General features: G+C 71.9%; 25 protein-coding genes. 19 read left to right on the forward strand and 6 right to left on the reverse strand.

Annotated features, from left to right (window positions below; genetic code table 11):
* Positions 1–134: 134 nt before the first annotated feature.
* The gene (locus ACWD12_RS23595; protein ID WP_450101186.1) at positions 135–473 is read right to left on the reverse strand and encodes a DUF2470 domain-containing protein; all 339 of its coding nucleotides are present in this window, start codon (positions 471–473) and stop codon (positions 135–137) included.
* A gap of 151 nt (positions 474–624) precedes the next feature.
* On the reverse strand, positions 625–1,380 hold the full coding sequence (locus ACWD12_RS23600) for a neocarzinostatin apoprotein domain-containing protein (RefSeq protein WP_450101187.1): 756 nt from the start codon (positions 1,378–1,380) through the stop codon (positions 625–627).
* 252 nt (positions 1,381–1,632) lie between these two features.
* Here ACWD12_RS23600 and ACWD12_RS23605 point away from each other — a divergent pair, with 252 nt between their 5' ends.
* The 6 genes from ACWD12_RS23605 (at position 1,633) to ACWD12_RS23630 (ending at position 8,323) form a co-directional block, all read left to right on the forward strand.
* Positions 1,633–2,316: a biliverdin-producing heme oxygenase gene (locus tag ACWD12_RS23605; RefSeq protein WP_450101188.1), complete on the forward strand. Its 684-nt coding sequence runs from the start codon at positions 1,633–1,635 to the stop codon at positions 2,314–2,316.
* A gap of 222 nt (positions 2,317–2,538) precedes the next feature.
* On the forward strand, positions 2,539–3,498 hold the full coding sequence (locus tag ACWD12_RS23610; protein WP_450101189.1) for an ABC transporter permease: 960 nt from the start codon (positions 2,539–2,541) through the stop codon (positions 3,496–3,498).
* Positions 3,491–4,561 (forward strand): ABC transporter permease, encoded by a 1,071-nt coding sequence (locus tag ACWD12_RS23615; protein WP_450101190.1) that lies wholly within the window; start codon positions 3,491–3,493, stop codon positions 4,559–4,561. Before ACWD12_RS23610 ends, ACWD12_RS23615 begins: the two co-directional genes overlap by 8 nt.
* Positions 4,558–6,201 carry an ABC transporter substrate-binding protein gene (locus ACWD12_RS23620; RefSeq protein ID WP_450101191.1) on the forward strand — a complete coding sequence of 548 codons (1,644 nt, stop codon included), beginning with the start codon at positions 4,558–4,560 and terminating at the stop codon, positions 6,199–6,201. Before ACWD12_RS23615 ends, ACWD12_RS23620 begins: the two co-directional genes overlap by 4 nt.
* An 83-nt stretch (positions 6,202–6,284) precedes the next feature.
* A complete protein-coding gene (locus ACWD12_RS23625; RefSeq protein WP_450101192.1) occupies positions 6,285–7,322 on the forward strand; it encodes an ABC transporter ATP-binding protein in 1,038 nt (345 codons plus the stop codon).
* Complete coding sequence (locus ACWD12_RS23630; protein ID WP_450101193.1) at positions 7,319–8,323, forward strand: oligopeptide/dipeptide ABC transporter ATP-binding protein; 1,005 nt, start codon at positions 7,319–7,321, stop codon at positions 8,321–8,323. The genes ACWD12_RS23625 and ACWD12_RS23630 overlap by 4 nt, the downstream gene beginning before the upstream one ends.
* 92 nt (positions 8,324–8,415) lie before the next feature.
* Here the strand turns inward: ACWD12_RS23630 and ACWD12_RS23635 are convergent, their stop codons facing one another.
* Complete coding sequence (locus ACWD12_RS23635) at positions 8,416–8,919, reverse strand: pyridoxamine 5'-phosphate oxidase family protein (RefSeq protein WP_450101194.1); 504 nt, start codon at positions 8,917–8,919, stop codon at positions 8,416–8,418.
* Between the two features lie 701 nt (positions 8,920–9,620).
* On the opposite strand from ACWD12_RS23635, the gene hpnC reads away from it, so the two are divergent.
* From hpnC to ACWD12_RS23700, 13 genes are all read left to right on the forward strand, one after another.
* On the forward strand, positions 9,621–10,427 hold the full coding sequence (gene hpnC / locus ACWD12_RS23640; RefSeq protein ID WP_450101319.1) for a squalene synthase HpnC: 807 nt from the start codon (positions 9,621–9,623) through the stop codon (positions 10,425–10,427).
* Positions 10,428–10,435: 8 nt separating this feature from the next.
* The gene (gene hpnD, locus ACWD12_RS23645; protein ID WP_450101195.1) at positions 10,436–11,401 is read left to right on the forward strand and encodes a presqualene diphosphate synthase HpnD; all 966 of its coding nucleotides are present in this window, start codon (positions 10,436–10,438) and stop codon (positions 11,399–11,401) included.
* A 31-nt stretch (positions 11,402–11,432) separates the two neighbouring features.
* On the forward strand, positions 11,433–12,839 hold the full coding sequence (gene hpnE, locus ACWD12_RS23650) for a hydroxysqualene dehydroxylase HpnE (protein WP_450101196.1): 1,407 nt from the start codon (positions 11,433–11,435) through the stop codon (positions 12,837–12,839).
* Positions 12,836–13,861 (forward strand): polyprenyl synthetase family protein, encoded by a 1,026-nt coding sequence (locus ACWD12_RS23655; protein ID WP_358355318.1) that lies wholly within the window; start codon positions 12,836–12,838, stop codon positions 13,859–13,861. The genes hpnE and ACWD12_RS23655 overlap by 4 nt, the downstream gene beginning before the upstream one ends.
* Positions 13,862–13,863: 2 nt before the next feature.
* On the forward strand, positions 13,864–15,768 hold the full coding sequence (gene shc, locus ACWD12_RS23660) for a squalene--hopene cyclase (RefSeq protein WP_358355320.1): 1,905 nt from the start codon (positions 13,864–13,866) through the stop codon (positions 15,766–15,768).
* Between the two features lie 3 nt (positions 15,769–15,771).
* Positions 15,772–16,539, forward strand: coding sequence for a 1-hydroxy-2-methyl-2-butenyl 4-diphosphate reductase (locus ACWD12_RS23665; protein WP_450101197.1), 768 nt, complete (start codon positions 15,772–15,774; stop codon positions 16,537–16,539).
* On the forward strand, positions 16,536–17,912 hold the full coding sequence (locus ACWD12_RS23670) for an aspartate aminotransferase family protein (protein ID WP_450101198.1): 1,377 nt from the start codon (positions 16,536–16,538) through the stop codon (positions 17,910–17,912). The genes ACWD12_RS23665 and ACWD12_RS23670 overlap by 4 nt, the downstream gene beginning before the upstream one ends.
* Before the next feature lie 662 nt (positions 17,913–18,574).
* Positions 18,575–19,435, forward strand: a complete 861-nt coding sequence (locus tag ACWD12_RS23675; protein ID WP_450101199.1) for an amidohydrolase family protein — start codon at positions 18,575–18,577, stop codon at positions 19,433–19,435.
* A gap of 129 nt (positions 19,436–19,564) precedes the next feature.
* A complete protein-coding gene (locus ACWD12_RS23680) occupies positions 19,565–20,758 on the forward strand; it encodes an amidohydrolase family protein (protein ID WP_358355328.1) in 1,194 nt (397 codons plus the stop codon).
* An 11-nt stretch (positions 20,759–20,769) separates the two neighbouring features.
* A complete protein-coding gene (locus ACWD12_RS23685; protein WP_450101200.1) occupies positions 20,770–21,588 on the forward strand; it encodes an SDR family NAD(P)-dependent oxidoreductase in 819 nt (272 codons plus the stop codon).
* A gap of 124 nt (positions 21,589–21,712) precedes the next feature.
* Positions 21,713–22,201 carry a nitroreductase/quinone reductase family protein gene (locus tag ACWD12_RS23690; protein ID WP_450101201.1) on the forward strand — a complete coding sequence of 163 codons (489 nt, stop codon included), beginning with the start codon at positions 21,713–21,715 and terminating at the stop codon, positions 22,199–22,201.
* A gap of 235 nt (positions 22,202–22,436) precedes the next feature.
* Entirely contained in the window at positions 22,437–23,117 is a 681-nt protein-coding gene (locus tag ACWD12_RS23695; RefSeq protein WP_450101202.1) for a hypothetical protein, read from the forward strand.
* 112 nt (positions 23,118–23,229) lie between these two features.
* Positions 23,230–23,832 carry an HAD-IA family hydrolase gene (locus ACWD12_RS23700; protein WP_450101203.1) on the forward strand — a complete coding sequence of 201 codons (603 nt, stop codon included), beginning with the start codon at positions 23,230–23,232 and terminating at the stop codon, positions 23,830–23,832.
* Between the two features lie 80 nt (positions 23,833–23,912).
* Here the strand turns inward: ACWD12_RS23700 and ACWD12_RS23705 are convergent, their stop codons facing one another.
* From ACWD12_RS23705 to ACWD12_RS23715, 3 genes are all read right to left on the reverse strand, one after another.
* Entirely contained in the window at positions 23,913–24,665 is a 753-nt protein-coding gene (locus ACWD12_RS23705) for a class I SAM-dependent methyltransferase (protein ID WP_450101204.1), read from the reverse strand.
* Positions 24,666–24,716: 51 nt separating this feature from the next.
* A complete protein-coding gene (locus ACWD12_RS23710) occupies positions 24,717–25,706 on the reverse strand; it encodes a sugar phosphate isomerase/epimerase family protein (RefSeq protein ID WP_450101205.1) in 990 nt (329 codons plus the stop codon).
* A gap of 89 nt (positions 25,707–25,795) precedes the next feature.
* A complete protein-coding gene (locus tag ACWD12_RS23715) occupies positions 25,796–26,908 on the reverse strand; it encodes a Gfo/Idh/MocA family protein (RefSeq protein ID WP_450101206.1) in 1,113 nt (370 codons plus the stop codon).
* Between the last annotated feature and the right edge of the window lie 31 nt (positions 26,909–26,939).

The raw sequence follows: 26,939 nt of genomic DNA on the forward strand, positions 1-26,939 counted from the left end.
CGGGCCGGGGGGCCGGCCCCCCCGCCCCCCCGGCGGGGCGGCGGGGCCTCAAGCCCCCCCGCCCCGCGACTGTGGCACAGGCCACACCAGTTGCGTCGCCCATCACCCCGGCGGCGCCGCCGGTACGGCGTGTCTCAGTGTTCGCCCTCCTGGCGCGGCTCGATGCCGAGGGCCGCGCAGGCCTCGTTGTAGAGGCGGACGACCTCGACGCGCACCTCGCGCCGCTCGGTCAGCTCGCGCTCCCAGGGGATCCGGACGTCGGTCTCGGCACCGTCGACCACCGCGACGAAGTCGGCGCCGAGGCCGTCGAGCCCGCTCATGCGCGCCGAGGTGGCGGTGTCCTTGCCGCCCAGGCCGCGCACGATCAGCAGGTTGTCGGCGGGGTGGTCGTCGTTCATGTGCTTGCTGATCGCGGCGACGACGTCCGGACCGAACGGGTTCGCGGTGCCCTGCGGGGAGGGGGTGGTGGTCATGGTCGCCTCCGAAGGCGGTCGGGCGGGTGGTCGGGTGCGGAACGGCGTACGGGCGAGGCGGCGCCGGGTGGTTCGGGGCCGTGCGAAGCGGTTCCCGGCCGTGCGAAGCGGGGCCGGCGACGCCGAGCTGTGCCGGGCGGGCGGGCCCCGGTCAGTGCGCCGCGCGGCGGCGTACGAAGACGAAGGTCCCGGCGCCGACGACGATGACGACGGCCGCCACGACGCCGACGACGATCCACACCGAGGAGTCGGAGTCGTCGTCCTTCTTGTCGGCGCCGGGAGCGGTCGAGGCGTCCGGTGCCGTCGAGGTCTGCGGCACGTTCGGCATGGCGCCGTCGATTCCGGTCGGCGCGGGGCCGGAGCTCGGCGCGCCCGCCGCGTCCGTGCCGGGTGCCGCGGGGCTCTCGGTGGCTCCGGGCGGGCCCGCGTTCTCCTGCGGACGGTTCGGCAGCGACGGGGCGACGCCGCCGGTGAAGCCGATCGCCGCGACGCCCTCCTGGCTGCGGTCCTTGCCGTTGCCGACCCAACTGGTCTGCAGCGCACACGGTGTCGCGAGGCAGTCGGTGACGCCGAACTTCGCGGCCGGCTTGTAGTCGGCCACGAATCCGCCGCTCGCGTCGGTGTCGACCAGCTTGAAGTTGACCACGTCACACGCGCGTCCGGCAGGCTGGGCCGGGTCGCATACGGTGAGGAAAAGCTTGATGCCCGGCTTGAAACCCTTGCCGGTGACCGTGATCACCTCGCCGGCCGGGTCCAGACCCGTGGTCTTGGTCGCCGACAGGCTGACGTTCTCCGCATGTGCGGTGCCGGCGCCGGCGAACAGCGCGAGCGGCAGGCCGAGGAGCATGCCGAGCAGCAATACGGGCAGGGACGCCGCACGGCGGCGGCGGGTTCGATGTGTGCTCACGCTGCTTAACTCCCAGGTCAACGGCCTGTACTCCGGCGTACGTTCGTTGTGGAGGTTAGGCTACCCTCATTGCCGTGGTGCACATCGCCGGGGCCGCCCCCGGAACCCCTTGGAGCCCAAGGATGCACCCTCCGACATCGTTCCGACAAGATGTCGGTAAGTTCTTGACGCCGGCATACGGGGCCGCACACACTGCGGTTCGGCAGCTTGTCGTACCGACGCCGCCAAGGGCCGTTCCAAGGGGACTCAACGATGACCACGACCGACACCGCCGAGACCGCCGAAGAGACGTTCTCCGCGACCATCCGCAAGCGATCCTGGGGAAGCCACCAAAGTGCCGAGGGCGAGGGCTTCCTCGACGTTCTGATGCGCGGCGGCCTCACCCGGGACGCCTACACCGCGATGGTCGCCCAGCACTACTGGGCGTACGAGGTCCTGGAGCAGGCTTCGGTCGTGATGCGCGGCGACGAGGTCGCGGCGCCGTTCTGCCCCGAGAGCCTGGACCGCATGGCGGCCCTCGAAGCCGACATGCTTTTCCTGGCCGACGAGGGCTGGCGCGAGAAGTACCCGGCCAACGCGGGCACCGAGCGGTACATCCAGCGCATACGGGAGAAGTGCTTCGACTGGCCCGGCGGCTATGTCGCGCACCACTACACCCGGTACCTCGGCGACATGTCCGGCGGCCAGCACATCGCCAAACTGATGCGCCGTCACTTCAGCCTCGAAGGCCACGAGGGCACCGAGTTCTACAACTTCGACGCGGTCGGCGACCTCGACGCGTTCAAGACCGGCTACCGCCGCGCGCTCGACGTCGCCCCGTGGGACGACGAGGAGAAGGAGCGCATCATCGAGGAGGTGCTGTACGCGTACGAGGTCAACAGCGCCGTACTGCGCGACCTCGGCGCCGAAATGGACCGGTGGCGCAAGGACGGCTGACCCGGCTGCGCCCGCGCATGCGCCGTGGGGTGGGATAGCGGAGCAGGCGGAGTAGTCCGGATGTCCCACCCCACAGCAGTTCGCCCGCAAGGAAGCACGGAAGCAAACAAGGAAGCACGGCACGGCGGCACAGCACCGCACGGCGGCAAGGCACAGCACCGCACAGCCGCACGGCACAGCGGGGCTGCACGGCATGGCACGGCAACTCAACAGGAGCAGACGATGGCCACCTACATCCTGCGGCGCGCGGTAGGCGTGCTCGTGGTGATGTTCGCCGTCGTCACCGGCATGTTCATGCTGCTGCACGCCTCACCCGTCTCGCCGGTCAACCAGCTCGCCCCGCAGGTCGCCGCCGACCCCGTGGCCCGCGCCGCCGTCGAACACCGCATGGGCCTGGACCGCCCCCTGGTCGTGCAGTACTTCGACTATCTCGGCGGCCTGGTGACCGGAGACTTCGGCACCTCGCTGTACGACGGCTCCTCCGTCGCCGACCAGATCGGCCGCGCGCTGCCCGTCTCGCTCGAACTCGGCCTCCTCGCCGCCCTGCTGGCCGTCGTCCCGGCCATCCTGCTCGGCACCTGGTCCGCGCTGCGCCAAGGCCGCGCGGTGGACCAGGCCACCCGCGTCGTCACCGTCGTCGCCATGTCCCTGCCGGGCTACTGGATCGCCGTCGTGATGCTCGTCATGGTCGACAACCCCGACTTCCTGCCCGGCGCGGGCGGCTTCGTCACCTTCTCCGAGGACCCCGCCCGCAACCTCCAGGTGCTGCTGCTGCCCGCGGTCGTGCTCGGCCTCGGCGCGTTCGCGATGATCACGCGCTCGCTGCGCGGCGGGCTGGTGGAGGCGTACACCTCCGACCACGTCGCCTTCGCCCGCGCGATGGGCTCGTCGCGCACCCAGGTGCTGCGCCGCGTGGCGCTGCGCGGGGCGGTGGTGCCGACGCTGACCGTCGCGGGCGTGCTGATCGGCGGCCTGCTGTCCGGGACCGTGCTGGTGGAGAGCGTCTTCCAGATCCCCGGCCTCGGGCAGATGATGGTCACCGCGTTCCAGCGCCAGGACTACCAGCTCGCGCTCGGCGGCTGCGTCGCCACCGCCGCGATCTTCCTGGTGCTCAACCTGGTCGTCGACCTCCTGTACCTCGTCGTGGACCCCCGCACGCGACAGGGGCTGGCCCGTGCCTGAGAGCAAGCCGGTGGAGCCTGTACGTCCGATACCGCCCGAGTCCGCGGTCCCGGCGGGTTCCGCGGGCGGCTCGGACGCCGTCGGTGCTACACCCCCGGCGCCGCCCGAGCCCGCGCCGTCCGGCCGGGCCCGTGCGCACGGACTGCGCAAGCACCTCGGGAACCTCGGCATCGCGGGCTGGACCGGGCTCGTCATGGTCGCCCTGTACCTGCTGGTCGCCACCGTGGGACGCCTGCACGGCAGCCCGACCGAGCTGGTCGCCCTCGGCCCCGAAGCGCCGTCCCCCGACCACCCCTTCGGCACCGACCACCTCGGCCGCGACCTCCTCGCGCGCACCGCCGAGGGTGCGTGGACGTCGCTGTGGATCTGCCTCACCTCGATCGGCTTCGCGCTCGCCGCCGGCACCGCGATCGGCGTGCTCGCCGGATACCGCTACGGCGGGCGCCTGGACGGGCTCCTCATGCGCACCGTCGAGACCGTGCAGGCCCTCCCGCAGTTCATCTTCGTGATGTTCGTCATCGGCCTCATGGGCACCGACGACATGCACTTCGGCCCGATCACGGTGACCAACGGCGTACGCGTCGCCCTCGCGATCGGCGTCGGCTTCATCCCGTACTTCGCCCGCGTCGCCCGCGCCGCGACGGTGGTGGAGCTGAGCGAAGACTACGTGGTGAACCTGCGTGGCCTCGGCGTGCCCCCGCGCGAGATCCTGTTCCGCGAGGTGCTGGTCAACGTCATGCCCCCGGTGCTCGGACAGGCGTTCCTCGCGATGGCCATCGCGGTCTTCGCCGAGGGCGGTCTGAGCTTCCTGGGGCTCGGCGTCCCACCCCCGCACGCGACACTGGGCAACCTGGTCGCGGACGCCGGCGGCCAGATCCTGGGCGACGCGTGGTGGTACGCCACGCTCCCCGGCGCGGTCCTGGTCCTCGGCATCCTCGGCTTCAACCTGCTCGGCGAGGCGTACGGGGAGCGGAACCGGAGCCCCCGTCTCGCACGTTCGAAGCGCGCAGGCACGAGCACGAGCGGCATCCCCGCCGCGTACGCGACAGAGGAGACGAAGTGACCCCCGGAGCGTGGAGGGCCCGTACGGCAACCGGCGGCACGGGCCGGACCGGCCAGACCGGCCCGAGCCGGCGCGGGTTCCTCGGCATGACCGCGGGTCTTGCCCTCGGCGGCACCGGCCTGCTGACCGCGTGCAGCTCCGCCGACTCCGGATCGCGTGTCGCCGACCGGCACAAGGACGGCATTCTGCGCATCGGCGTCGCGGCCGCGCCCAGCAGCCTCAACCCGCTCGACTCCGGCGCCGAGGTGACGCGCTGGATCGCCGAGCCGGTGATGGAGAGCCTGTACGCGTACGACGATCAGCTCAATTCCGTGCCGCTGCTCGCCGACGGCGAGCCGGAGGTCTCGCCGGACCAGCTCACCTGGACCGTGCGCCTCAAGAGCGGGATCGTGTGGCACAACGGCGAGCCGTTCACCGCCGACGACGTGGTGGCCACGCTCACGCACATGCTCGACATGTCGGCGGGCAGCGAGTGGATCACGTACATGCTCGGCTACGTCGCGTCGTTCGAGAAGGCCGACGAGCGGACCGTGCGCATCAGGCTCGCCAAGCCGTACGGCCTGCTCCGCTCGCACCTGACCAACCTGCCGGTCACGCACAAGGACTTCGTGTCGCGCAAGGACACGATGATGGGCACCGGCCCCTTCCGCCTGGACCGCTACGTCCCGGGGCAGAGCTTCACGATGTCCAGGTTCGACCGCTACCACGGCGGCCAGTACCGGGCGCCGTTCGCCGACATGCCGGCGGGCGCGGCCTTCACCGGCATCGAGTACACGGTCTTCACCGACGGCAACACGCGCGCGGTCAGCCTCAAGCAGGGCAAGGTCGACCTGATCACCGCACCCGCGCAGACCACCGTGCCGATCCTGGAGAAGGAGAAGGGCGTCGCGGTGGTCACCGCCGTCGCGCCCCTCGACGTGCTGACGTACGTCATGATCGAGCGCGAGCCTTTCGACGACCCGGAGTTCCGCAAGGCCATCGCCTACTCGATGGACCGCGACGGCGTGCTCCAGCGCGTGTACGGCGGCAAAGGCAAGCCCGGCCAGGGCCCCATCGGCCCCGGCGAGCTGGGCCACGACGCCGGGCTCGCGGTCTTCCCCGCGACCCCCGACCTGGCCAAGGCGCGCGAGCACCTGGACCGCGCCAAGACCACCAAGCGCTCCTTCACCATCACGATCGGCGCCAGCCAGACCATCCGCGACATCGCGCAGGTCCTGGTCGCCGGATGGGACAAGATCGGCGTCAAGGTCACCATCGAGCAGCTCGCGGGCGGCCCGTGGTCCAACAAATGGCTCTCGCGCGACTACGACATGCTCATGAACACCTTCATGTCGGGCTTCACCTCGGGGCCCGCGAACTACCTGACGCTCGCGCCCGCGTCCTCGACCAACGTGCTCGCGTGCGGGTACAAGAACCCGGTCGTGGACCAGGCGATCGACACCGTGTGGCAGACCACCGACCCCGCCGCCCGCACGGCCGCGCTCAAGGCGGTCGACCGCGCGCTCGCCGAGGACGCGGTGATCTTCCCGCCCGTCCATCCCGAGCTGATCGTGGCCCAGCGCCGCGAGCTGAGCCCGCTCAACACCGCGCAGCTGAAGGTCTGCCGCCTGTCGCCGCAGACCCTCCGCTTCACCGGCTGACCGACCGCCGGACCGGTACCCGGGATCCGGCCCGCACACTGGGAAGGAAAACCTCCGCCCACCCGCAAACGGACGGACACTCCATGGCCACGACTCTCGGATCGGGCACCAAGCCCGGCACGGCCGCCGCAGCCGCCCCGGACCCCGCCGCGGGCGGGGCGGACCCGGCGGCGCTGCTGCGCGTGCGCGGGCTGTCCGTGACGTACCCCTCCGCACGCGGACCGGTCACCGCGGTACGCGGGGCGTCGTTCGAGGTGCGGCCGGGGGAGGTCTTCGGCCTGGTGGGGGAGTCCGGCAGCGGCAAGAGCAGCGTGTGCACCGCGGTCATGGGCCTGCTGCCGGACGGCACGCGCCTGGAGGCCGACGGCATCGACTTCGAGGGCCTCGACCTCGCCCGGCTGCGCGAGCGGGACCTGCGGCGCGTACGCGGCCACCGCATAGCGCTGGTCCCGCAGCAGCCGATGACCTCCCTCTCGCCGACCACGCCCGTCGGCCGCCAGCTCCGCTGGTACCTCGGCGACCGGATGGACGACCCCGAACTGCGCGGCACGCTGGCGGCGATCGGCCTCGGCGCGGTCCTCGACCGCCCGCGCGACCTGCCCGGCGCGTTCTCCGGCGGGCAACTCCAGCGCCTCGTCATCGCCATCGCGGCGTTGTCGCACGAGCCGGCCCTGCTGCTCGCCGACGAGCCGACCACGACGCTCGACGCCACGGTCCAGGCGCAGGTCCTCAAGCTCCTGCTGACCCTGCGTGAGAACCTGGGCCTGGCCGTGTTGTACGTCTCGCACGACCTCGCCGTCGTCGCCCAGATCTGCGACCGCGTCGGTGTCATGTACGGCGGCCGCCTCGTCGAGACGGCGCCGGTCCACGAGATCTTCGCCAACCCCCGGCACCCCTATACCCGGGCGCTGGTCGCGGCGATGCCGTCCACCACGCAGGCCGACGAGCCGCTGCGCCCGATCCCCGGTACCGCGGAGGGGGCGAACCTGCTGCCCGGGTGCCCGTTCGCGCCCCGCTGCCCCAAGGCCACCGACATCTGCCGCACCGAGATGCCGGAGCCGGTCCGGTACGGCGACGCCTCGGCCTCCTGCCACTGGCCCTCCGACGGTGGTGCCAAGTGACCGACCGCGAACCACTCCTGACGGCTCGTCACCTCCGTCGCCACTTCACTCTGCCGCGCACGCTCGGCAAGCGCGGCCCCGGTGACCGGGTGCACGCCGTCGAGGACGTCTCGTTCGACGTCGCGGCGGGGGAGATCCTCGCGATCGTCGGGGAGTCCGGCTGCGGCAAGTCGACCGTGGCGCGCATGCTCGCGGGGCTCAGCGAACCGACGGCCGGGACGGTCGAGTTGGACGGCCGCGAACTGCCCGTGCACCGGGACGGCAAGGACCAGCGGCTCGTGCAACTCGTGACGCAGAATCCGCGCGCCGCGTTCAACCGGCGCCGGGGCATCCGGCACGCGCTGCACCAGCCGCTGCGGGTGCACGGGCTGGCCGTGGACAAGACGGAACGCGAGCGCCTGGCGCTGGAGACGGTGCGCCGGGTGGGCCTGTCCGACGAGCACCTGGACCGCATGCCGCGCGACCTGAGCGGCGGCGAGCTCGCGCGCATGGTGCTGGCCCGCGCGCTGCTGGTCGGGCCGCGCGTCCTGGTGCTGGACGAGCCGACCGCGAGCCTCGACGCGAGCGTCAAGGCGACGGTGGTGAACCTGCTGCTGCGGCTGCGCGACGAACTGGGCCTGGCGATCGTCGTCATCACACACGAGATCGACATCGCCCGGCGCCTCGCGGACCGGGCCGCGGTGATGTACCTGGGGCGGATCGCCGAGATCGGCACGGCGTCGCATGTGCTGCACACGCCGGCGCACCCGTACGCGCGCATGCTGCTGGCCAGTGTGCCGGAGCCGGACCGGGGTCGGACCGGGCCGGCGCGGTCGGACGACGCGGTGTCCGGGGCGGTGGGGGAGGTGCCGTCGGCGGTGGCGCCGCCGCCGGGATGCGCGTACCACCCGCGCTGCCCGCTGGCGACGCAGGAGTGCCGGACGGAGGTGCCGGTGCCGCGGCTGCTGGCCGGTGCCGAGGTGGCGTGCCACCACGCCGAGGAGGCCGAGGTCGCCCGCTGACGCGGTCGGCGGCCGACGGCCGAGCGGGTCGGCGGCTGATCCGGGCGAAGGCCGAGTAGGTCGACGGCCGGACGGGTCGACGGCCGAGCCGGTCAGCGGTTGAGGCGGCGTCCCGTCACGAGCTCCGGCTCGATGCGGAAGACGATGCCCTGCTCCGCCCACGGGATGGGCAGCCGGCGCGAGAGCCGGTCGATCTCGGCGGCGTCGTCGACGCGTACCGCGTTCCCGGTCGCGGTGACCGACCAGCCGCTCCGCCGCTCCATGTCGCACTCGTCGGCCTGGAAGGCGACGACGGACCTGTGCAGCGCCGAGGCGAGGTTGCGGTCCCCGATGACGCGGAAGACGATCGCCGTGGCTGCGGGGTTTGCCGAGGTCGCGGGGTCTGCCTGGTCCGCCTGGTCCGCTGCGTCCGCGGGGGCCTCGGGGCCGGCGGCCGGACCGGCGTCGCGGCCGCCTTCGACGAAGAAGTGCACCGGGCGGATCGCGGGCAGCGCGCCCTCGGTGAAGACGACACGGCCCACCGGCACGCCGGCCATCAGACGGAGCGCCTCGGCGGCCGTCAGCTCTTCGAGCCCGGGTGCGGGTGTCGTGGTCATGTGTACCAGGATGGCCGCGCCCCGCAGCGGTGTTCAGGGGCTAAGGTCCCGCTTTGCCCGGTGGATCGGTCCAGAGTCGGTGGGACCCGGTCGGTGCGGTTGTCGGCGTGCCGTCGGCACGGCTGCCCGACTTGCTCCGAGTAGTCGCCGACTTTGTGTCGAGAACCACACTCGCCCGTTACGTCAACAAAACGATTCCTATTTCGCCAATTGATCGCCCGGCGGAATTAGCGGAATCGCAACCTCCGGTTGGTCCGAACGCCGGACAAGCCTCGGAAAATCGGGGCTCCCGATGAAACCGCGCCCCTTGATCCGGCGTCCTGACAGCCAAGGGGGTGACAGGCGCCCGCGCCCGAGGATAGCGGGTTCCGTGGCCATGGATAACGGCGGGGTTTCGTCGCGGGAAAGTCGCGGATGCGGGCTGACACGCGTCATCCCGGTGCTTGATCGGCACATCGGTGATCAGGCAAGCTGAACCGTCAGACCGACCGGGACAAGCCGAGTTCCTGGCCAACTGTCGTGTTGGAATCGAAGCCGGGGCGCGATCCGCTGCTCCCGGGACAACGGTTCCCAGCAGTCCAGGGAGAGAGATGGAGCGCAATTCCGGCGGTCAGGCAGGTCCCGATGACACCGGAGGCGACGCTGCGGGAGTCGGCACCGGGGAACTACCGGACCGCGCGGTCGTCGACCCCGCGGTGGTCATGGCCCAGGCCAAGGACGAGAACTTCCCGGTCGCCTCGCGCGTGCTGCGTCCCGAGCACCGGCGCCACCTGCTCGCGGTGTACGGCTTCGCCCGGCTCGTCGACGACATCGGCGACGAGGCGACCGGCGACCGGCTCGCCCAACTCGACGAGGTCGAGAAGGACGTGCGCCGGATCTACGACGGCGCCGCGCCGCGCCTCGAAGTGCTGCGCCCGCTGCGTGCCACGGTCGCCCAGACGCGCATGCCGGCGGACCCGCTCGTCGCGCTGATCGACGCGAACCGGCAGGACCAGCGGGTGCGCCGCTACGAGACGTACGCCGACCTGGTCGACTACTGCAAGCTGTCCGCCGACCCCGTCGGGCGCATAGTCCTGTACGTGTTCGGCCGGGCCAACGAGCAGCGGTTCGTCTGGTCCGACCAGATCTGCACCGCATTGCAGATCGTCGAGCACCTCCAGGACGTCGCCGAGGACCTCGGCAAGGACCGCATCTACCTGCCGACGGAGGACATGGCCCGGTTCGGGGTCGCCGAAGCCGACCTGACGGCCGGGTCCGCGGGCCCCCACCTGCGAAAACTGGTTGCGTTCGAGGCGGGGCGCGCGGCTAACCTGCTCCGCGCCGGTGCGCCCTTGATCGATTCGCTGCGCGGACGGGAGCGGCTGGCGGTCGCGGGATTCGCCGCCGGCGGACGCGCCGCACTCGCGGCGATCGCCGCCGTGGACCACGACGTGCTGGGGCATCGTCCCCGGCCGGGAAAGGCCGGCCTGCTGCGGGAACTCGTCCGCGTGCTGGCCCGGAAACGGTGAGGAGCCACATGGACGTCGACGCGTCGTACGCGTACTGCGAGCGGCTGACCCGCAATCAGGCGCGGAACTTCTACTACGGCATCCGGTTGCTGCCCGAACCGAAGCGCCTCGCGCTCAGCGCGGTGTACGCCTTCGCCCGCGAGGTCGACGACATCGGCGACGGCGACCTGCCGCTGGAGACCAAGGTCGCCGAGCTGGGCCGGATGCGCGCGCAGCTGGAGGACCTGGCCGCCTACCGCGACCCGGTCTGCACCGCGCTCGCGGACGCCGCGCACCGCTACCCCATCCCGCTGTCCGCGCTCGACGAGCTCATCGACGGCGTCGAGATGGACCTCAAGGAGACGCAGTACCAGACCTTCGAGGAACTGACCGTGTACTGCCGCTGCGTGGCGGGCGCGGTCGGACGCCTGTCGCTCGGCATCTTCGGCTCGACGGACCCCGAGCGCGCGCCGGAGCTGGCCGACACGCTCGGCATCGCGCTCCAGGTGACCAACATCCTCCGGGACATCAAGGAGGACAAGGACAACGGGCGGGTCTACCTGCCGCGCGAGGACCTCGCGAAGTTCGGCCTGGAGGACGCCTGGGAGCCGGAGGGCGCCTTCGTGCCCGGGGCGGCGTTCGACGACCTGGTGCGCTTCGAGGGCGAGCGGGCCCGGCGCCTGTTCGACGAGGGCCTGCGCCTGCTGCCGCTGCTCGACCGGCGCAGCGCCGCCTCCGCCGGTGCGATGGCCGGAATCTACCGCCGCCTGCTGACCCGCATCGTCGCCGAACCGTCGGTCGTGCTCACCGGCCGCCAGTCGCTCCCCGGTTGGGAGAAGGCCGAGATCGCGGTGCGCGGGCTGTCCGGACTGCCGGTCGGCGAACGCTCGGCGTTCACGGCCGTACCGCAGAACGTCGCGCGTGTGACGCGGTCCACGGAAAAATTCCTCATGCGGGGAACACGTTCCGGCGAAAAACACTTCAAGGGGGAGTAGGCCAAGTGATCTTCTGGGTACGTGAGGGCTCATGACACGTCGTCTGATCGTGGTGGGGGGAGGACTCGCCGGCATCACCGCCGCACTCACCGCGGCTGATGCGGGCGCGTCCGTGACGTTGCTGGAGGGGCGTCCGCGCCTCGGCGGTGCGACGTTCTCCTTCCGCCGTGGCGGACGGTGGCTCGACAACGGGCAGCACGTGTTCCTGCGCTGCTGCACCGAGTACCGGTGGTTCCTCGACCGCATCGGATCGACGGGCGACACGGTCCTGCAGGACCGGCTCGACGTACCCGTCCTCACCCCCTGGGGCACGACCGGGCGGCTGCGCCGCAGCGCGCTGCCCTCGCCCCTGCACCTGTCCGCCGCACTGTCCCGCTACCCGTTCCTGACCCTCGCGGGCCGGGCCCGGGTCGGGGTCGCGGCGCTCGCGCTCAAGCGCCTCGACCCCGAGGACCCGCGCCTCGACGAGGTCACCTTCGGCAGCTGGCTCGACCGGTTCGGCGTCACGGCCCGCGAACGCGCCGCGATGTGGGACCTGGTCGGCGTCGCCACCATCAACCTGACGGCCGAGCACGCCTCGCTCGCCGTCGCCACCAAGGTCTTCCGCACCGGGTTGCTCGACACCAACGACGGCGCCGACATCGGCTGGAGCAAAGTGCCGCTCCAGAAGCTGCACGGCGACGCCGCACAGCGCGCGCTCGAGGACGCGAAGGTGGACGTACGCCTCCGCTCCCGGGTCGCGGCCGTCGAGCCGCTGCCCGGCGGCGGCTTCACCGTCGACTCCGACGGCGGCACCCTACACGCCGACGGCGTCGTCATCGCCGTACCGCACGAGGACGCCGCGCGGCTGCTCCCCGCCGGCGCCCTGCTCCTCGACGACCGGCCGGCCGACCCCACCGTCCTTGCCGGACTGGGGAGTTCGCCGATCGTCAACCTGCATGTGGTCTACGACCGACCGGTGTTCACCGAGGACTTCGCGGCCGGCCTCGGCAGTCCCGTGCAGTGGGTCTTCGACCGCAGCGACAACCTCGGACTCGAACGCGGCCGGTACCTCGCGGTGTCGTTGTCCGCCGCCGAGGACGAGATCGATTTGACGCAGCATCAACTCCGGGACCGGTTCCTGCCCGCGCTCGAAAGGCTGATTCCCGCCACGCGTTCGGCGCGTGTCGAGGAGTTCGTCGTGACCAAGGAGCGCACCGCGACCTTCCGAGCCGCACCCGGCTCGGCCCGACTGCGACCGTACGCGCGCACCGCCCTGCCCGGACTCGCACTCGCCGGCTCGTGGACCGCCACCGGGTGGCCCGCGACCATGGAGTCGGCTGTCCGAAGCGGCCTGGCCGCGGCCCACGTCACCCTGCCCAGCCTGGACTTGGATCCCGGGCGTGTACTGCCGACGACTCCATCTGGTGCCTTCCCGGAGAGGACGACGACACCGTGACCGTAGCCGACAGCTCACTCGCCCCCGTTGTACTTGACCGCGCCCGCGAGGCCACGCAGCCCGCGCTCCGCACCGCCGTCGCCCGCCTCGAACCGCCGCTCGCCCGGGTCTCCGCCTACCACATGGGATGGGCCGACACCGAGGGCCGCCCGGTCCCGGGCAACGGCGGCAAGGCGCTGCGCCCCGCGCTCGCGCTGCTGTCCGCCGAGGCCGTCGGGGCGCCCACCCGGGCCGGTGTCCCCGGTGCGGTCGCCGTCGAACTCGTCCACAACTTCTCGCTCCTGCACGACGACCTCATGGACGGCGACGAGGAGCGGCGGCACCGGCCCACCGCCTGGAAGGCCTTCGGCCCCGGCCTCGCGGTCCTGGCCGGCGACGGGCTGCTCGTGCTCGCCGAGCAGGTGCTGATGGAGTCGTCCGGCCAGGGCGACCGCGCCGCCAAGCTGCTCACCGACGCGACCGCCGCACTGATCGACGGACAGTCCCAGGACCTCTCGTTCGAGACGCGCATGGACGTCACGGTCGAGGAGTGCCTGTCGATGGCCGGCAACAAGACCGGTGCGCTGCTCGCCTGCGCGAGCGCCATCGGTGCCGCGCTCGCCGGCGCCGAGCAGGAGACCGTGGATCGGCTGTACGCGTTCGGCCACCACCTCGGCATCGCCTTCCAGGCCGTCGACGACCTGCTCGGCATCTGGGGCCGCCCCGAGGTGACCGGCAAGCCCGCCTGGAACGACCTGCGCCAGCGCAAGAAGTCCGTCCCGGTCGTCGCCGCGCTCACCTCCGGGGGCGCCGCGGCGGACCGGCTGGCCGACCTCTACACCACCCCCGGTGACCTGACGGAGGATCAGTTGGCCTTGGCCGCAAGGCTCGTGGAGGAGGCGGGGGGCCGCGTCCGAACCGAGGTGGAGGCGCAGCGACACCTGGAGCTCGCGCTCGGCAGCCTCGACGGACTCGGCATCCCGGAGGTGACGCGTACCGACCTGGCGGCCCTGGCGGCATTCACTACGACTCGGGAGTTGTGAAGATGACGGTGACGGTCCAGACCGGTTCCACCGACGCGCCGGAGCGGGCGAAGGACACGCTCGACCGCGCCGTGGCCCACCTGCTCTCGCTGCAGGACGAGACGGGCTGGTGGAAGGGCGAGCTGGAGACCAACGTCACGATGGACGCCGAGGACCTCCTGTTCCGGGAGTTCCTCGGCATCCGCACCGCCGAGCAGACCGAGCAGTCGGCCCGGTGGATCCGTGCGAACCAGCGGGAGGACGGCACGTGGGCGTCCTTCCGGGGCGGTCCCGCGGAGCTGTCCACGACGATCGAGGCGTACGTCGCCCTCAAGCTCGCCGGGGACTCCGTCGACGCCGACCACATGCGGCGCGCCGCCGCGTACATCCGCGAGCAGGGCGGCATCGCGCACAGCCGGGTCTTCACGCGCTTCTGGCTGGCCTTCTTCGGCTGGTGGTCCTGGGACGAACTCCCGGTGATGCCGCCCGAGTTGATCTACCTGCCCAAGTGGTTCCCGCTCAACGTCTACGACTTCGCGTGCTGGGCGCGGCAGACGATCGTCCCGCTCACCATCGTGAGTTCGCTGCGCCCGGTCCGGCCCGCGCCGTTCGGCCTCGACGAACTGGAGCCGACCGGGCCGGTGGCCGCCAAGCCGGTGGCCGACGACCCGTGGTCGCGGTTCTTCCGCGCCCTCGACCGGGTCCTGCACGTCTACTCCAAGCGCCCGGTGATGCCGGTGCGCCGGCACGCGATCCGCCGCGCCAAGCAGTGGATCATCGAGCGCCAGGAGGCGGACGGCGGCTGGGGCGGTATCCAGCCGCCGTGGGTGTACTCGCTCATCGCGCTGCACCTGACCGGCATGCCGCTCAACCACCCGGTCGTGGCGCAGGGCATCAAGGGCCTCGACGGGTTCACCATCTGGGAGGACACCGACGAGGGCACGGTGCGGCGCTTCGAGGCCTGCCAGTCCCCGGTGTGGGACACCGGCCTCTCGCTCGTCGCGCTGCGCGACGCCGGGCTCGCCGCGGACCACCCGCAGGTCGTCAAGGCCGCGGGCTGGCTGCTGGACGAGGAGATCCGCGAGTACGGCGACTGGGCGGTCCGCCGTCCCGGTCTCGAACCGGGCGGCTGGGCCTTCGAGTTCGCCAACGACTACTACCCGGACACGGACGACACCGCCGAGGTCGTGATGGCCCTGCGGTACACCGCCCACCCCGACACCGAGCGCATGCGCGAGGTGCTGGGCCGTGCCGAGGTGTGGACCGCCGGAATGCGCAGCAAGGACGGCGCGTGGGGCGCGTTCGACGCGGACAACACCGCCGGGCTGCCGCTCAAGCTGCCGTTCTGTGACTTCGGCGCGGTCACCGACCCGCCGTCGGCGGACGTCACCGCGCACATCGTCGAGATGTTCGCGGAGTCCGGCCCGGAGTACCGCGACCAGGTCGTCGAGGGCGTGCGCTGGCTGCTGCGCAACCAGGAGGCGGACGGCTCGTGGTTCGGCCGCTGGGGCGCGAACTACATCTACGGCACCGGCGCCACCGTCCCGGCCCTCGTGCTCGCGGGCGTCGACCCGCGGCACAGCGCGATCCGCCGCGCGGTCCGCTGGCTCAACGGGATCCAGAACCCGGACGGCGGCTGGGGCGAGGACCTGCGCTCGTACGTCGACCCCGCGTGGTCCGGCAAGGGCGACTCCACCGCGTCGCAGACCGCGTGGGCGCTGCTGGCGCTCCTCGCGGCCGGCGAGAGCGGTGCCGCGGTCGAACGCGGAATCCGCTGGCTGACGGAGCATCAGAACGAGGAAGGCGGCTGGGACGAACCGCAGTTCACCGGCACCGGCTTCCCCGGCGACTTCTACATCAAGTACCACATGTACCGGATCGTGTTCCCCATCATGGCGCTCGGACGGTACGTGAAGGCGGCGGGCTGAGCCGTGGCACGGAACGCCGACGGAGGCCGCGGACACACCGGCGGTGCGCCCGCGGCCCAGGCCGCCGAAGAGGCGGCGCAGGCCGTCGAGGACGGCCCCGCGCGGCCCCTTCTCGTCGCCCCCCTGCGCATCGAGCGCCGCGCCCTGGTGCGCGGCGGCGCCGGGACCGTGCTGCGGTCCGGCATGGGCGAGGCCAAGTCGCTCGCCTGTGCCGAGTCCCTGACCGGCGCCCCCGCGGTGGCCGTGGCGGGCATGGGCGCGGGCATGGAGGGGCTGCGGCCCGGCGACATCGTGGTGGCCACCGAAGTGCGCGGCCCCGACGGCGAGGTGCGGCCGTGCCCCTGGGCCGACTCCCTCGTGAAGGCCCTGCGCCCGCTGCCCGTCCCGGTGTACGCCGGACCGGTCGCGACCGTGCGCAAGCTGGTCCGCCCGGCCGAACGCGGCCCGCTCGCCGAGGCCGGGGTCGTCGCGGCCGACATGGAGTCCTTCTTCCTGCTCACCGAGTGGTGGACGCGGCCCGGCCCGGAGCGGCCCTGGGCCGTGGTGCGCGTGGTCAGCGACTCGCCGAAGCACGAACTGCTGCGGCCGGGCATCGTGCGCAACGGCCTGACCGCGTACCGGTCACTGAAAGCCGCCGCGCGCACACTCTCCGAGTGGCTCGACGCGGCCGCGGGCCCGGATTCCGGCCCGTTCCCGACGGCCGGGGCACGCGAGGGGGCAGACTTGGGCGTGGGACGCGGCACGGCGGATGAACAGGACGGTGGCGGATGACGTTCGATCTCGGTGAGACGCTGGCGGAGTACGAGGGGCGCGGCTTCGAGCTGACCGCCAAGCACCTCAATCCGCAGCTGCCGCGCGTGCTCCAGACCATCGGCTTCCACCGCGACTACGTGCGCGCCGAGGGCCCGTACCTCTACGACGAGACGGGGGGCGAGTACCTCGACTTCCTGTCCGGCTTCGGCACGTACGGCGTCGGCCGGCACCACCCCGTGGTCCGCAAGGCGATGCAGGACGTCATCGCCCTCGACCTGCCGGACATCGTGCACTTCGCGACGCCGCCGCTGGCCGCCGCGCTCGCCGACCGCCTGCTGCGCACGACGCCGCACCTGGACCGGGTGTACTTCTGCAACAGCGGCACCGAGGCGGTCGAGGCGGCGCTGAAGTTCGCGCGCTTCGCCACCGGGCGCAAGCGCATCGTGTACGTCGACCACGCGTTCCACGGTTTGACCACCGGCTCGCTGTCGGTCAACGGGGCCAAGGAGTTCCGCAAGGGCTTCGAGCCGCTGCTGCCGGACTCCGCGGTGCCGCTCGGCGACCTCGACGCGCTGGAGCGCGAGCTGAAGCGCGGCGACGTCGCGGCGTTCATCGTCGAGCCGATCCAGGGCAAGGGCGTGCTGATCCCGCCGCCCGGGTACCTGGCGGCCGCCCAGAAGCTGCTGCGGCAGCACGGCGCGCTGCTGATCGCCGACGAGGTGCAGGTCGGCATGGGCCGCACCGGCAAGTTCTGGGCGTACGAGTGGGAGCCCGGCGTCGAGCCGGACATCGTCACGGTGGCCAAGGCGCTGTCCGGCGGGTACGTCCCGATCGGCGCCACGCTGACCAAGGACTGGATCTTCAAGAAGGTCTACTCGACCATGGACCGCGTCCTGGTCCACGACTGCACCTTCGGCGGCAACAACCAGGCCATGGCGGCCGGCCTCGCGACCCTCGCGGTCATCGAGGACGAGGACCTGACCGGCAACTGCCTGCGCATGGGCGACGCCTTCCAGTCCGCGCTGCGCCCGCTGCAGGAGAAGTACGAGCTGTTCGCCGACGTCCGCGGGCGCGGGCTGATCGTCGGCCTGGAGTTCGGCAAACCGAAGTCCCTGAAGCTGCGCGCCGGTTGGTCGACCCTGAAGGCGGCGCGCACCGGGCTGTTCGCGCAGATGGTCGTCGTCCCGCTGTTCCAGCGGCATCGCATGCTCACGCAGGTGGCCGGCGACCACATGGACGTCATCAAGCTGCTGCCGCCGTACGTGATCGGGCAGCACGACGTCGACAACTTCACCGCGGCCTTCGTGGACGTCATGGACGACGCGCACAAGGGCACCGGCCTCATGTGGGACTTCGGCCGCACCCTCATCAAGCAGGCGTTGACGAAGTAGCCGCGCAGGCCCCCCGGTCACCGTGTCGGTGACCTGCACGTCGACCTGCACCAGGCCGGGGGAGGCCACGCCGTCGCACGCCGTCGAAGACCACGGCGGCCATGTCCCGTCCGCACGGCGGCATCAGCAGACGTGCCCCGGGAAGACGGGGATCCCGGCAGCCGAGCGCATGGCGGGTGCCCTCGTGTTGCCGACGGCCAACTAGGGCCGGTTTGCGGGCGGAGTCCCACCCGACCGACCCGGGCGAAGACGTCGTCCTTGCCGGTGCCGACGCGCGCCCCACCCGCCCCTGCCCCGCGAGGAGTTCGACGAGCACGTCGGCCGCGCGGTCGGCGCGCGGGTTGTCCACCGGCACGGCGAACTCGGGCCGCGGCGGCGCGGCAGGGTGGCCGGCCCCGCCGGCAGCGTGACGCGCAGTTCCGGGTCGCCGCCGGAGGGTGCCTCGGCGTGCTCCACGTCGCTGTCCGCCGGCCCCGGCGTCTCCGTCGAGCCCCTCCTGCGGCGCCGTCCAGGTACGCGTCGACCAGGACGCGGCAGGCCCTCCGTAGAAGTTTCCGGACGGTTCCGTACGGCGAATAGGTTGACAGAGTCAATCAACTAAGTAGCATGAAGCGGGTAGCCGCAGAGGCCTGGAAAGCCAGGCCCGACAAGGAGGTTCGCGCGTGCCAGGTTTCCCGTCCGATGTCGGCGCAGTGGACTTGATGATCGGATTCCCGAGCGCGCAGGCCCGCAGCCACTACGACTTCCTGAAGCCGCAGCTGCGCGACGCCGAGAGCGCCGGCATGGAGTTCCCGGCCGAGTACATGTTCAAGGGCGTGCCCAACCACCTGGACGAGGGCGTCGACCCCGTCGGGGTGACGCTCGCGCAGATGGACGCCTGCGGTGTCGCCGTCGGCCTGGTCGGCATGGGCGAGACCGCGCAGCGTGCGGTCAAGGAGCACCCCGACCGGTTCCGGCTCAGCCTGGAGGTCGACCCGAACGACATCACCGCCACCGTGCGGCGGATCCGGGAGGCGCACGAGGAGCACCGCATCGCCGCCGTCACGACCTTCCCGGCGGGCTGCAACCCGCAGGTCCCGGTCAGCGACCGCCGGTACTACCCCGTCTACCAGACGTGCATCGACCTGGATATCCCGATCATCTCGAACGCCGGGATCCCCGGGCCGCGCGTACCGGCCGCATGCCAGGACGTGATGCACTTCGACCAGGTCTGCTACGACTTCCCCGAGCTGCGCATCGTGATGCGGCACGGCGCGGAGCCGTGGGAGGACCTCGCCGTCAAGCTCATGCTCAAGTGGCCCGGCCTCTACTACATGACCTCGGCCTTCGCCCCCAAGTACTACCCGAAGGCCATCGTCGACTACGCCAACACCCGCGGCGCCGACAAGATCATGTACGCCGGCTACTACCCCATGGGCCTGTCCCTGGAGCGCATCTTCCGCGAGCTGCCCGACGTGCCCTTCAAGGCCGAGGTGTGGCCCAAGTTCCTGCGCGACAACGCGACCCGCGTCTTCAAGCTCTAGAGCCTTCGGAAGCTTCGCAGGACCCGGAAGCTTCGCAGGCCCCGCGGACCCCGGATCCCTCCGAGGCTCCGGAGGACCGCGACGCCCCCGCACACGCACGCATCCCCACGAGACCAGAAAGGCCGCGCGATGAGTGACCGCTACACCATCATCTCCGCCGACGGCCATGCCGGCGCCAACATGGAGACGTACCGCGAATACCTCGACGCCGCATGGGTCGAGGAGTTCGACGCCTGGCGCGACAAGTACCGCAACCCGTTCCGCGACCTCCAGGCCGACGGACGCACCCGCAACTGGGACGACGAGCGCCGGGTGCGCGAGATGGCGGCTGACGGCGTCGTCGCCGAGGTCGTCTTCCCCAACACCGTGCCGCCGTTCTTCCCGACCGGCCAGCTCGTCGCCCGGCCGCCCACGGAGCGCTCGTACGCCCGCCGCCTCGCCGGCATCCGCGCGCACAACCGCTGGCTCGCCGACTGGTGCGGCGGCGAGCACCGGCACCGCCGGGCCGGCCTCGCCCAGGTCTTCCTCAACAACATCGACGACGCGGTCGCCGAGGCGAAGTGGGCCAAGGAGCAGGGACTCGCCGGGATCCTCATCCCGACCACCCCGCCCGACGCGGCCGGCATCACGCCGATCTACGCCCCGGACTGGGACCGCCTGTGGGAGGTCTGCCAGGACCTCGACCTCGTCGTGGTCAACCACGGCGGATCCGGCTCGCCGGACTACGGGCCGTACCCCGCCTCGAAGTTCCTGTGGATCGCGGAGGCCGCGACGTTCTTCCGCAGGCCGCTCACCCACATGCTGGTCTCCGGCGCCTTCGAGCGGTTCCCGCGCCTGAAGTTCGTCATCACCGAGCAGGGCGCCTCGTGGATCCCGCCGCTGCTGCGCCAACTCGACGCGTACCACGAGCAGATGGGCTCCGGCCGCATCGGCGAGCTGAAGTACGACGAGGGGGACCGGCTGCCGCTCAAGCCGAGCGAGTACTTCGCCCGCAACGTGTGGGTCGGGGTCAGCTTCCCGAGCCCTGTCGAGGCCGAGTCGCGCCACGAGCTGGGGGTCGACCGCTTCCTGTGGGGCAGCGACTACCCGCACGACGAGGGCACCTACCCCTACACCCGCGAGTCGCTGCGCCGCTCGTTCCCCGGGGTGGACCCCGCCGACCTGCGCCGCATGCTCGCGGGCAACGCGGCCGGGGTCTACGGGTTCGACCTGGACGTGCTCGACGGCTACGCCGCGGAGTGCGGGCCGACCCACGCCGAGATCGCGGAACCGCTCGAGACCGTGCCGTCCGACAGCAACAGCCCGGCGTTCACCCGCCCCTGAGGAGGCATCACATGTCCGACAAGCGGTTCGCCGGGCGGCGCGCACTGGTCACCGGCGCCAGCCGGGGCATCGGTGCCGCGGTCGCCCGGCGCCTCGCGGCCGAGGGCGCCGACGTCGCCATCACGGCCCGCAGCCTGGACACGGCGTCCAAACTCGCCGGCACGCTCGCCGAGGTCGGCGCGCTGCTCCGGGCGTACGGCGGCAAAGTCGCACTGATCGGCGCGGACCTGTCCGACGAAGCCGACCGGGACCGCATCGTCCCCGAGGCCGAGCAGGCCCTCGGTGGACCGCTCGACATCCTGGTCAACAACGCCGCCATGGGCGTGTACGCGCCGCCGTCCGACTACCCGCTGCGCCGCGCCCGTCTGCACTTCGAGGTGAACGTCATCGCGCCGCTGCACCTCGCCCAGGCTGCGATCCCGGGTATGCGGGAACGCGGCGAGGGCTGGATCGTCAACCTCTCCAGCGCCACCGCACGGCCGTGGGCGGGGCCGCCGTACACCCTCGGCGGAACCGGGACCGGGACGACCGTCTACGGCTCCTCCAAGGCCGCGCTCAACCGGCTCACCAACGGCCTCGCCGCCGACCTGTACGGCAGCGGGATCCGGGTCAACACGGTCGAGCCGCGCGCCGCGGTGATGAGCGAGGGGGCCCGCGAGCTGGTCGGGCACATCGTGCGCGAGGACCAGATCGAGTCGATGGACGAGATGGTGGAGGGCGTCGTCGCGCTGTGCGACTGCGCGCCGGAGCGGACCGGTCGCGTCGAGGTGAGCCTCGACGTCATCGCCGAGCTGGGGCTCACCGTGCGGCGGCTCGACGGCGCTCCGTGAGCCGGTGCGGCGGCTCGCGGCCCGAGTCGGTCCGGCGGCTCTGTCCGAGGTCAGAGGCGATGTGGTGATCCCGACCCGCCGATTCCATTGCAAAGTCAAACACTGATTGCATACGCTCCGGGACATGTCGACGGATCAGCGCAACGAAGAGTTCATCGAGCCCAGCCCCGAGGAGATCGTGGCCTTCACGAAGGAACACGTGAAGGGCATGGAGGGCTCGGACGACGACGAATGGTGGAACGTCGCGGGCATGCTGCACGTGCTCATCCAGACGGTGGGCCGCAAGACCGGCAACGTGCACAAGGTCGCGCTGCCCTACTGGGTGGACAAGAACGGCCACCGCGTCGTGGTCGCCTCGTTCGCCGGGGCGGACAAGAACCCGTCGTGGTTCGTCAACCTCGCGGACAAGAAGGCCAACCCCACGATCCTGGTCCGGGTCCAGGGTGCGACGTACTGGAGCGAGGCGGAGGTCCTGGACGGTGACGACTACACCGACACCTGGGCCGGCCTGACCGCCGACCGCGCCTACTACAACAACTACCAGAGCCGCTGCGAGCGCCGGATCCCGCTGGTCCGCCTCCCGGAGAGCAACCTCGTCGCGAAGCGCGGCTGACCTCCGCCGCACCGCTCCACCACGGCCCGGCCCCGACTCCCGGGGGCCGGGCCGCCCGCGTTCCGGCAACCTTCCCGCGGCGGCTCCTGCGGACTGCCGCGGGCCTCCCGACGGCATCACGTGGGGGACTTGCCTCAAGTACGTGCGACCCCGCCCGGCAGCTCCCGCCTCTGGCCTACCATCCGAGCAGCGGCCACCGGGGAGCGGCCGCTGCTCGCGTCGGAGGTGGGGACCTGTGACGAGTGGGGGAAGCGGCGGCAAGTGGGCCGTGTTCGGGGCGGTCGTGGGCACGGTGGCCGCATTGGTGGGCATTCTGCAGTTCGCCCTGGGGGTGGTCGACCTGGGCGGAGGCAGCGGTGACGGCGGCACGTCGGCGCGGGCGGAGAGCGTCGGAACGCAGACGCCGGGAGGCGACGCCGGCGGCGGTGGCGATCCGGTCGAAGCGGATGAGGTGGAACCGGGCCGGGACGGCGGCGGGGACGAGGTCACCCCCTCGACGTCGTCGGTGGCCGACCGGTGCCTCGTCGGCCGGTGGAAGGCCGCGGCGTTTCCCACCACGGAGATGCTGCCGGACGGCACACTGCGGCAGCTGACGGTGACGGGGTACGCGTACGTCAACTACGCGCCCGACGGCACGGGCAGCTTCGAACTCGACCTGGCCACCGACTACTTCGACCGCGGCAAGAAGGTCAGCCTGCGGGACTCGGGCATCGCCCGCTTCGCGTACACCACCCGCAACGGCCGGATCACGTACGCCGACGACAGCAGCACGGTCACGAGGACCACGCGGGAGAACGGGGTCGTGGTCTCGACGAAGGAGATGGACCCGATCCCCGACGGCGGGGACTACACCTGCACGTCCAAGACGCTGACGCGGCAGGTCAACGGCGCACTCAACCTCTGGAACCGGCAGTAGCCCGGATCGCCGCCGCCCGGGCTCCACGGTGACGCCCGTGGGCGGCGGCCGCCGACGTGGGCTACGTTGAGCGCGGTGCTCCGGCGTTCGAGCCGCGACGAAGGGGGAACGCATGCCGCACTGGGCCGTGTTCGACTACGGCGAGGTCCTCTGCCACGCCTCCGCGGTGCTTCCGGACATGGCCGCTTCGGTCGGGGTCGGAACGGCGGAGTTCGAGGCCGGGTACTGGGCGGTGCGGGACGCGTACGACCGCGGCATGCCGGACGACGCCTACTGGACCGAGGTGGGCCGCCGCGCGGGATTCGCCGTCGACGCCCGCCGCGTCGCGGAGTTGACCGAAGCCGACGTCGCAGGCTGGCTGGAAGCGGACCCCGAGTCGATCGCGCTGATCGCCGAACTGTCCTCGCAGGGCGTGCCGTTGGCGCTGCTGTCCAACGCCCCCGCGTCGTGCGGGAAAGCCTTTGCGGCCCAGCCTTGGGCGAAGTACTTCCGGCACCTCGTGGTGTCCGCCGACCACGCGACGGCGAAGCCCGACGCGGAGATGTGGCGCGTGCTCGCCGAGCGGCTGGGGGCCCGTACCTCCGACTGCCGGTTCCTCGACGACCGCGAGGACAACGTGGCCGGGGCGACCGCCGCCGGACTGGTGGCGCACCGCTGGACCGGTGTCACACCGGCCCGCGCCTGGCTGGTGGAGCAGGGCGTGCTCCGCGCCTGACGCGGCATCGAGCGCGCAGACCAGGCGGGGCCGGTAAAGGCAAGGTCGGACCAGACCGGGCAAGGCCGGTTGACGCCACGTCAGTTGCCCGGCTTGGTGGCGAGGAACGTGTTCGTCACGTGGCTCACGTCGGCCGGGTCTGGCTGGTCCGCGAGCAGTCCGCGCAAGCGGTCGAGCACATCCGCACGCTCCTCGGGCCGCATCGCGTTGATGTAGCTGATCGTGGCGACCCGCGCCAACCGCTGTTCGCGGGTGAGGCGTTCGATCCAGGCGAACTCCCGCGACCGGACCGGTCCGAAGTGCCCGGAAGCGCCGATGTCCGCCGCGAAGTCGTGGCGCACGTCGTACGGCTGCGTCTTCGTCGACGCGATGGCCTTGCTCACCGCGGCGTCGAACTCGGTCGCCTCGTCGCGCTCGTTCCACAGCAGCGCGAGGCCGCCGCCGGCGCGCAGCACGCGGGCGATCTCGCGCAGCGCCGCCGGTCCGTCGAACCAGTGGAACGCCTGCGCGACGACGACGGCGTCGAAGGACCCGGCGGGGAACGGGATCTCCTCGGCGGTCCCGTCGACGACCGCAACGCCCGGCACCGTCTCCGCGCACACCGCCCGCATCGCCTCGGACGGCTCCACCGCCGAGACGTCGGCGCCCAGTTCCACCAGACGTGCCGTCATGTGCCCGGTGCCCGAGGCGAGATCGAGGACGCGGACACCCGGCCCGAGCCCCAGAGCGTCGCCCAGGTACGCCATCACCTCGGGCCGGTACGACGGACGCTCCCGGTGGTACCGGTCCGCGCCCGAGCCGAATCCCCGGCGTGCCACGTCATCCACAGCCATGCCGGGCATTCTGCCGCTCTTACCCGGGGCGGGACACCGCCCGGGCCCGGTTCATGTGTAGAGCGGGGCCAGGGACGTGGACACGAAGCGGCGGGCGGCGCGCATTTCGCCGATCGGGTCGGGCACCATGTCGAGTTCCAGGAGGGTGGGCGCGGTGAAGCCGATCTCGCGCATGAGGCGGGCCCAGGCGAACCAGTCGACGACGCCGCTGCCCAACGGGCAGAAGTACGGCTGGTGCGCGACGAAGATCTTCTCGTCGATCTCCACGTCCATGGGCGCGGGGCCCAAGGCGTCCTTCCAGTGCGCCAGCACGATGCGCTCGCGGTGCCGGGAGACCACCTCCACGGGGTCGGCGCCGGAGAGCGTCAGGTGGGCGGTGTCGGGGCAGAGGCCGACGTACATCGGGTCGGTGAGGAGCATGAACAGGTCGACGTCGCGGCCCGTGCACAGCACCGAGTGGGCTTCGGTGTGCAGCGCGAGCCGGACGCCCTGACGCAGCGTCACGTCGCCGATCTCGTTGAGCAGCGCCGCCAGCGGCTCGGCGGCGGCCATGTCGACGAACACCGCGGGTTGGGCACCGACCGTACGCCGCAAGGGCAGTCCCGCCACCAGCACACTGCCGCCGGCGCGGTGCAGGAAGTCGGCGTACTCCCCGGCCGCGCGGAGGATGTCGCGGCGGCCTTCGGGGGTCCGCCACTCGTGGCGGTCGATGTCCGCGAAGAAGCCGCTGACGAGGGTGAGTTCACGCTGCGCCAGGGCCTCGGCGAAGCCTTCGGGGGAGCCGTACGCCGCGACTGCGGACCGCCAGTCGCCCGGCGGAAAGGTCAGTTCGATGCCCGGGACGCCCGCCTCGCGCAGTGCGTCGAGGCAGCGCTCCCAGAACCACCGCGGCTCGGCGACGGTCTTGGCGACGAGCGCGTCGTAGCTGTCCAGGCCCCAGAACTCGGGGTGGTAGAAGGTGATCAGGTCGACCGCGTACAAGGGTTCGTGCCGGGACTCGGGCGCGGGGGTGGGGCCGGTGGCGGGGGAGGGATCGGGCACGGTCGGTTCCTCTCGGTCGGGTGTCGCGTGGGTGCGGCGCCGGTTGCGCCGCGAGTCGGGGGCGCGTCCACATGCTCTGCTTGCTCGATTCAGCGAAGGGCCTCCGGGCGCTCGCACGTCGTCGTCATGGCCAGCGGCGCCTTCGCCGCACCCGACGCCGTGACGGCGCCGAGAACTTCAAGGACGTGCAGCGCGAGGGACGCGGAAGCGCGGTGCGGACCGCCGCGCAGCGAGGCCGCGAGGTCGGCGACGCCGGGCCCACGCAGCAGCTGGTGTTCGAGGGAGTCGGCCGGCCCCTGAACCGGCAGCACCGGCGGGCACACCGCCCATGCGTCGTCGCCATGCAGCCGCACCTTGACATCGCCGTCGTACGTGTTGGGGTCCGGGACGGCGAGAGTGCCGTGCGTGCCGTAGATCTCGATGAAGGGCAGTTGGTGGTCCCAGATGTCGAAACTCAGGGCCATCGTGGCGAGTACGCCCGACGCGAAGGTCAGCACGGCCGCCGCGTGCGTGTCGACCTCGACGTCGATCGACTCCACGAGGCGCCCGGGTGCGGTGACGGTACGCACCGCGGCGCCGACACGCGTCCGGCCGTACACCTCCGCCATCGGCCCGAGGCAGTTCACCAACTGCGTCACGTAGTACGGGCCGAGGTCCAGGATCGGGCCACCGCCGGGCTTGAAGAGGAAGGTGGGGTCCGGGTGCCAGGTCTCGGCGCGGCTGTGCGTCACGAACGCGGTGGCGCCGACCGGGTCGCCGATCACCCCCGCGTCGATCACCGCGCGGGCGGTCTGGCCTGCGCTGCCGAGGAACGTGTCCGGCGCGCCGCCGAGGGCCAGGCCCGATTCCCTTGCCAGCACGAGCTGTTCGCGCGCGATGGCGAGGTCGGTGGTGATCGGCTTCTCGACGTACACGTGCTTCCCGGCGCGCAGCGCGGCGTCGGTGACGGCCGCGTGCGCGGTCGGCGGCGTGATGTTGACGACGATCTCGACGGCGGGGTCGGCGAGCAGGTCCTCCAGGGTGCCGTACGGCGTTCCCGGGCCGACGAGTTCGGCACCGCGCCGGGCCCGGTCGGCATCGACGTCGGCGACGCGGACGACGCGCAGTTCCGGGAAGCGCGCGAGGCCGCGCACATAGCGCTCGAAGATGTTGCCGCAGCCGACGATGCCTGTGCCTGTGCCGGTGGCGTGTGCGTTGCTCACTGGTCCCCTCCCGGGCTTCGGTGGAAGGGAA

The sequence above is a fragment of the Streptodolium elevatio genome (genome assembly GCF_053592165.1).

What these genes read in the sequence shown, in the direction of transcription:
- ACWD12_RS23705 (WP_450101204.1), bottom strand. Translation starts at nt 24,665, where the DNA reads ATGGCTGTGGATGACGTGGCACGCCGGGGATTCGGCTCGGGCGCGGAC.
- shc (WP_358355320.1), top strand. Translation starts at nt 13,864, where the DNA reads ATGACGGTGACGGTCCAGACCGGTTCCACCGACGCGCCGGAGCGGGCG.
- ACWD12_RS23685 (WP_450101200.1), top strand. Translation starts at nt 20,770, where the DNA reads ATGTCCGACAAGCGGTTCGCCGGGCGGCGCGCACTGGTCACCGGCGCC.
- ACWD12_RS23670 (WP_450101198.1), top strand. Translation starts at nt 16,536, where the DNA reads ATGACGTTCGATCTCGGTGAGACGCTGGCGGAGTACGAGGGGCGCGGC.
- ACWD12_RS23680 (WP_358355328.1), top strand. Translation starts at nt 19,565, where the DNA reads ATGAGTGACCGCTACACCATCATCTCCGCCGACGGCCATGCCGGCGCC.
- hpnD (WP_450101195.1), top strand. Translation starts at nt 10,436, where the DNA reads ATGGACGTCGACGCGTCGTACGCGTACTGCGAGCGGCTGACCCGCAAT.
- ACWD12_RS23610 (WP_450101189.1), top strand. Translation starts at nt 2,539, where the DNA reads ATGGCCACCTACATCCTGCGGCGCGCGGTAGGCGTGCTCGTGGTGATG.
- hpnC (WP_450101319.1), top strand. Translation starts at nt 9,621, where the DNA reads ATGGCCCAGGCCAAGGACGAGAACTTCCCGGTCGCCTCGCGCGTGCTG.
- ACWD12_RS23595 (WP_450101186.1), bottom strand. Translation starts at nt 473, where the DNA reads ATGACCACCACCCCCTCCCCGCAGGGCACCGCGAACCCGTTCGGTCCG.
- ACWD12_RS23635 (WP_450101194.1), bottom strand. Translation starts at nt 8,919, where the DNA reads ATGACCACGACACCCGCACCCGGGCTCGAAGAGCTGACGGCCGCCGAG.
- ACWD12_RS23625 (WP_450101192.1), top strand. Translation starts at nt 6,285, where the DNA reads ATGGCCACGACTCTCGGATCGGGCACCAAGCCCGGCACGGCCGCCGCA.
- ACWD12_RS23605 (WP_450101188.1), top strand. Translation starts at nt 1,633, where the DNA reads ATGACCACGACCGACACCGCCGAGACCGCCGAAGAGACGTTCTCCGCG.
- hpnE (WP_450101196.1), top strand. Translation starts at nt 11,433, where the DNA reads ATGACACGTCGTCTGATCGTGGTGGGGGGAGGACTCGCCGGCATCACC.
- ACWD12_RS23690 (WP_450101201.1), top strand. Translation starts at nt 21,713, where the DNA reads ATGTCGACGGATCAGCGCAACGAAGAGTTCATCGAGCCCAGCCCCGAG.
- ACWD12_RS23700 (WP_450101203.1), top strand. Translation starts at nt 23,230, where the DNA reads ATGCCGCACTGGGCCGTGTTCGACTACGGCGAGGTCCTCTGCCACGCC.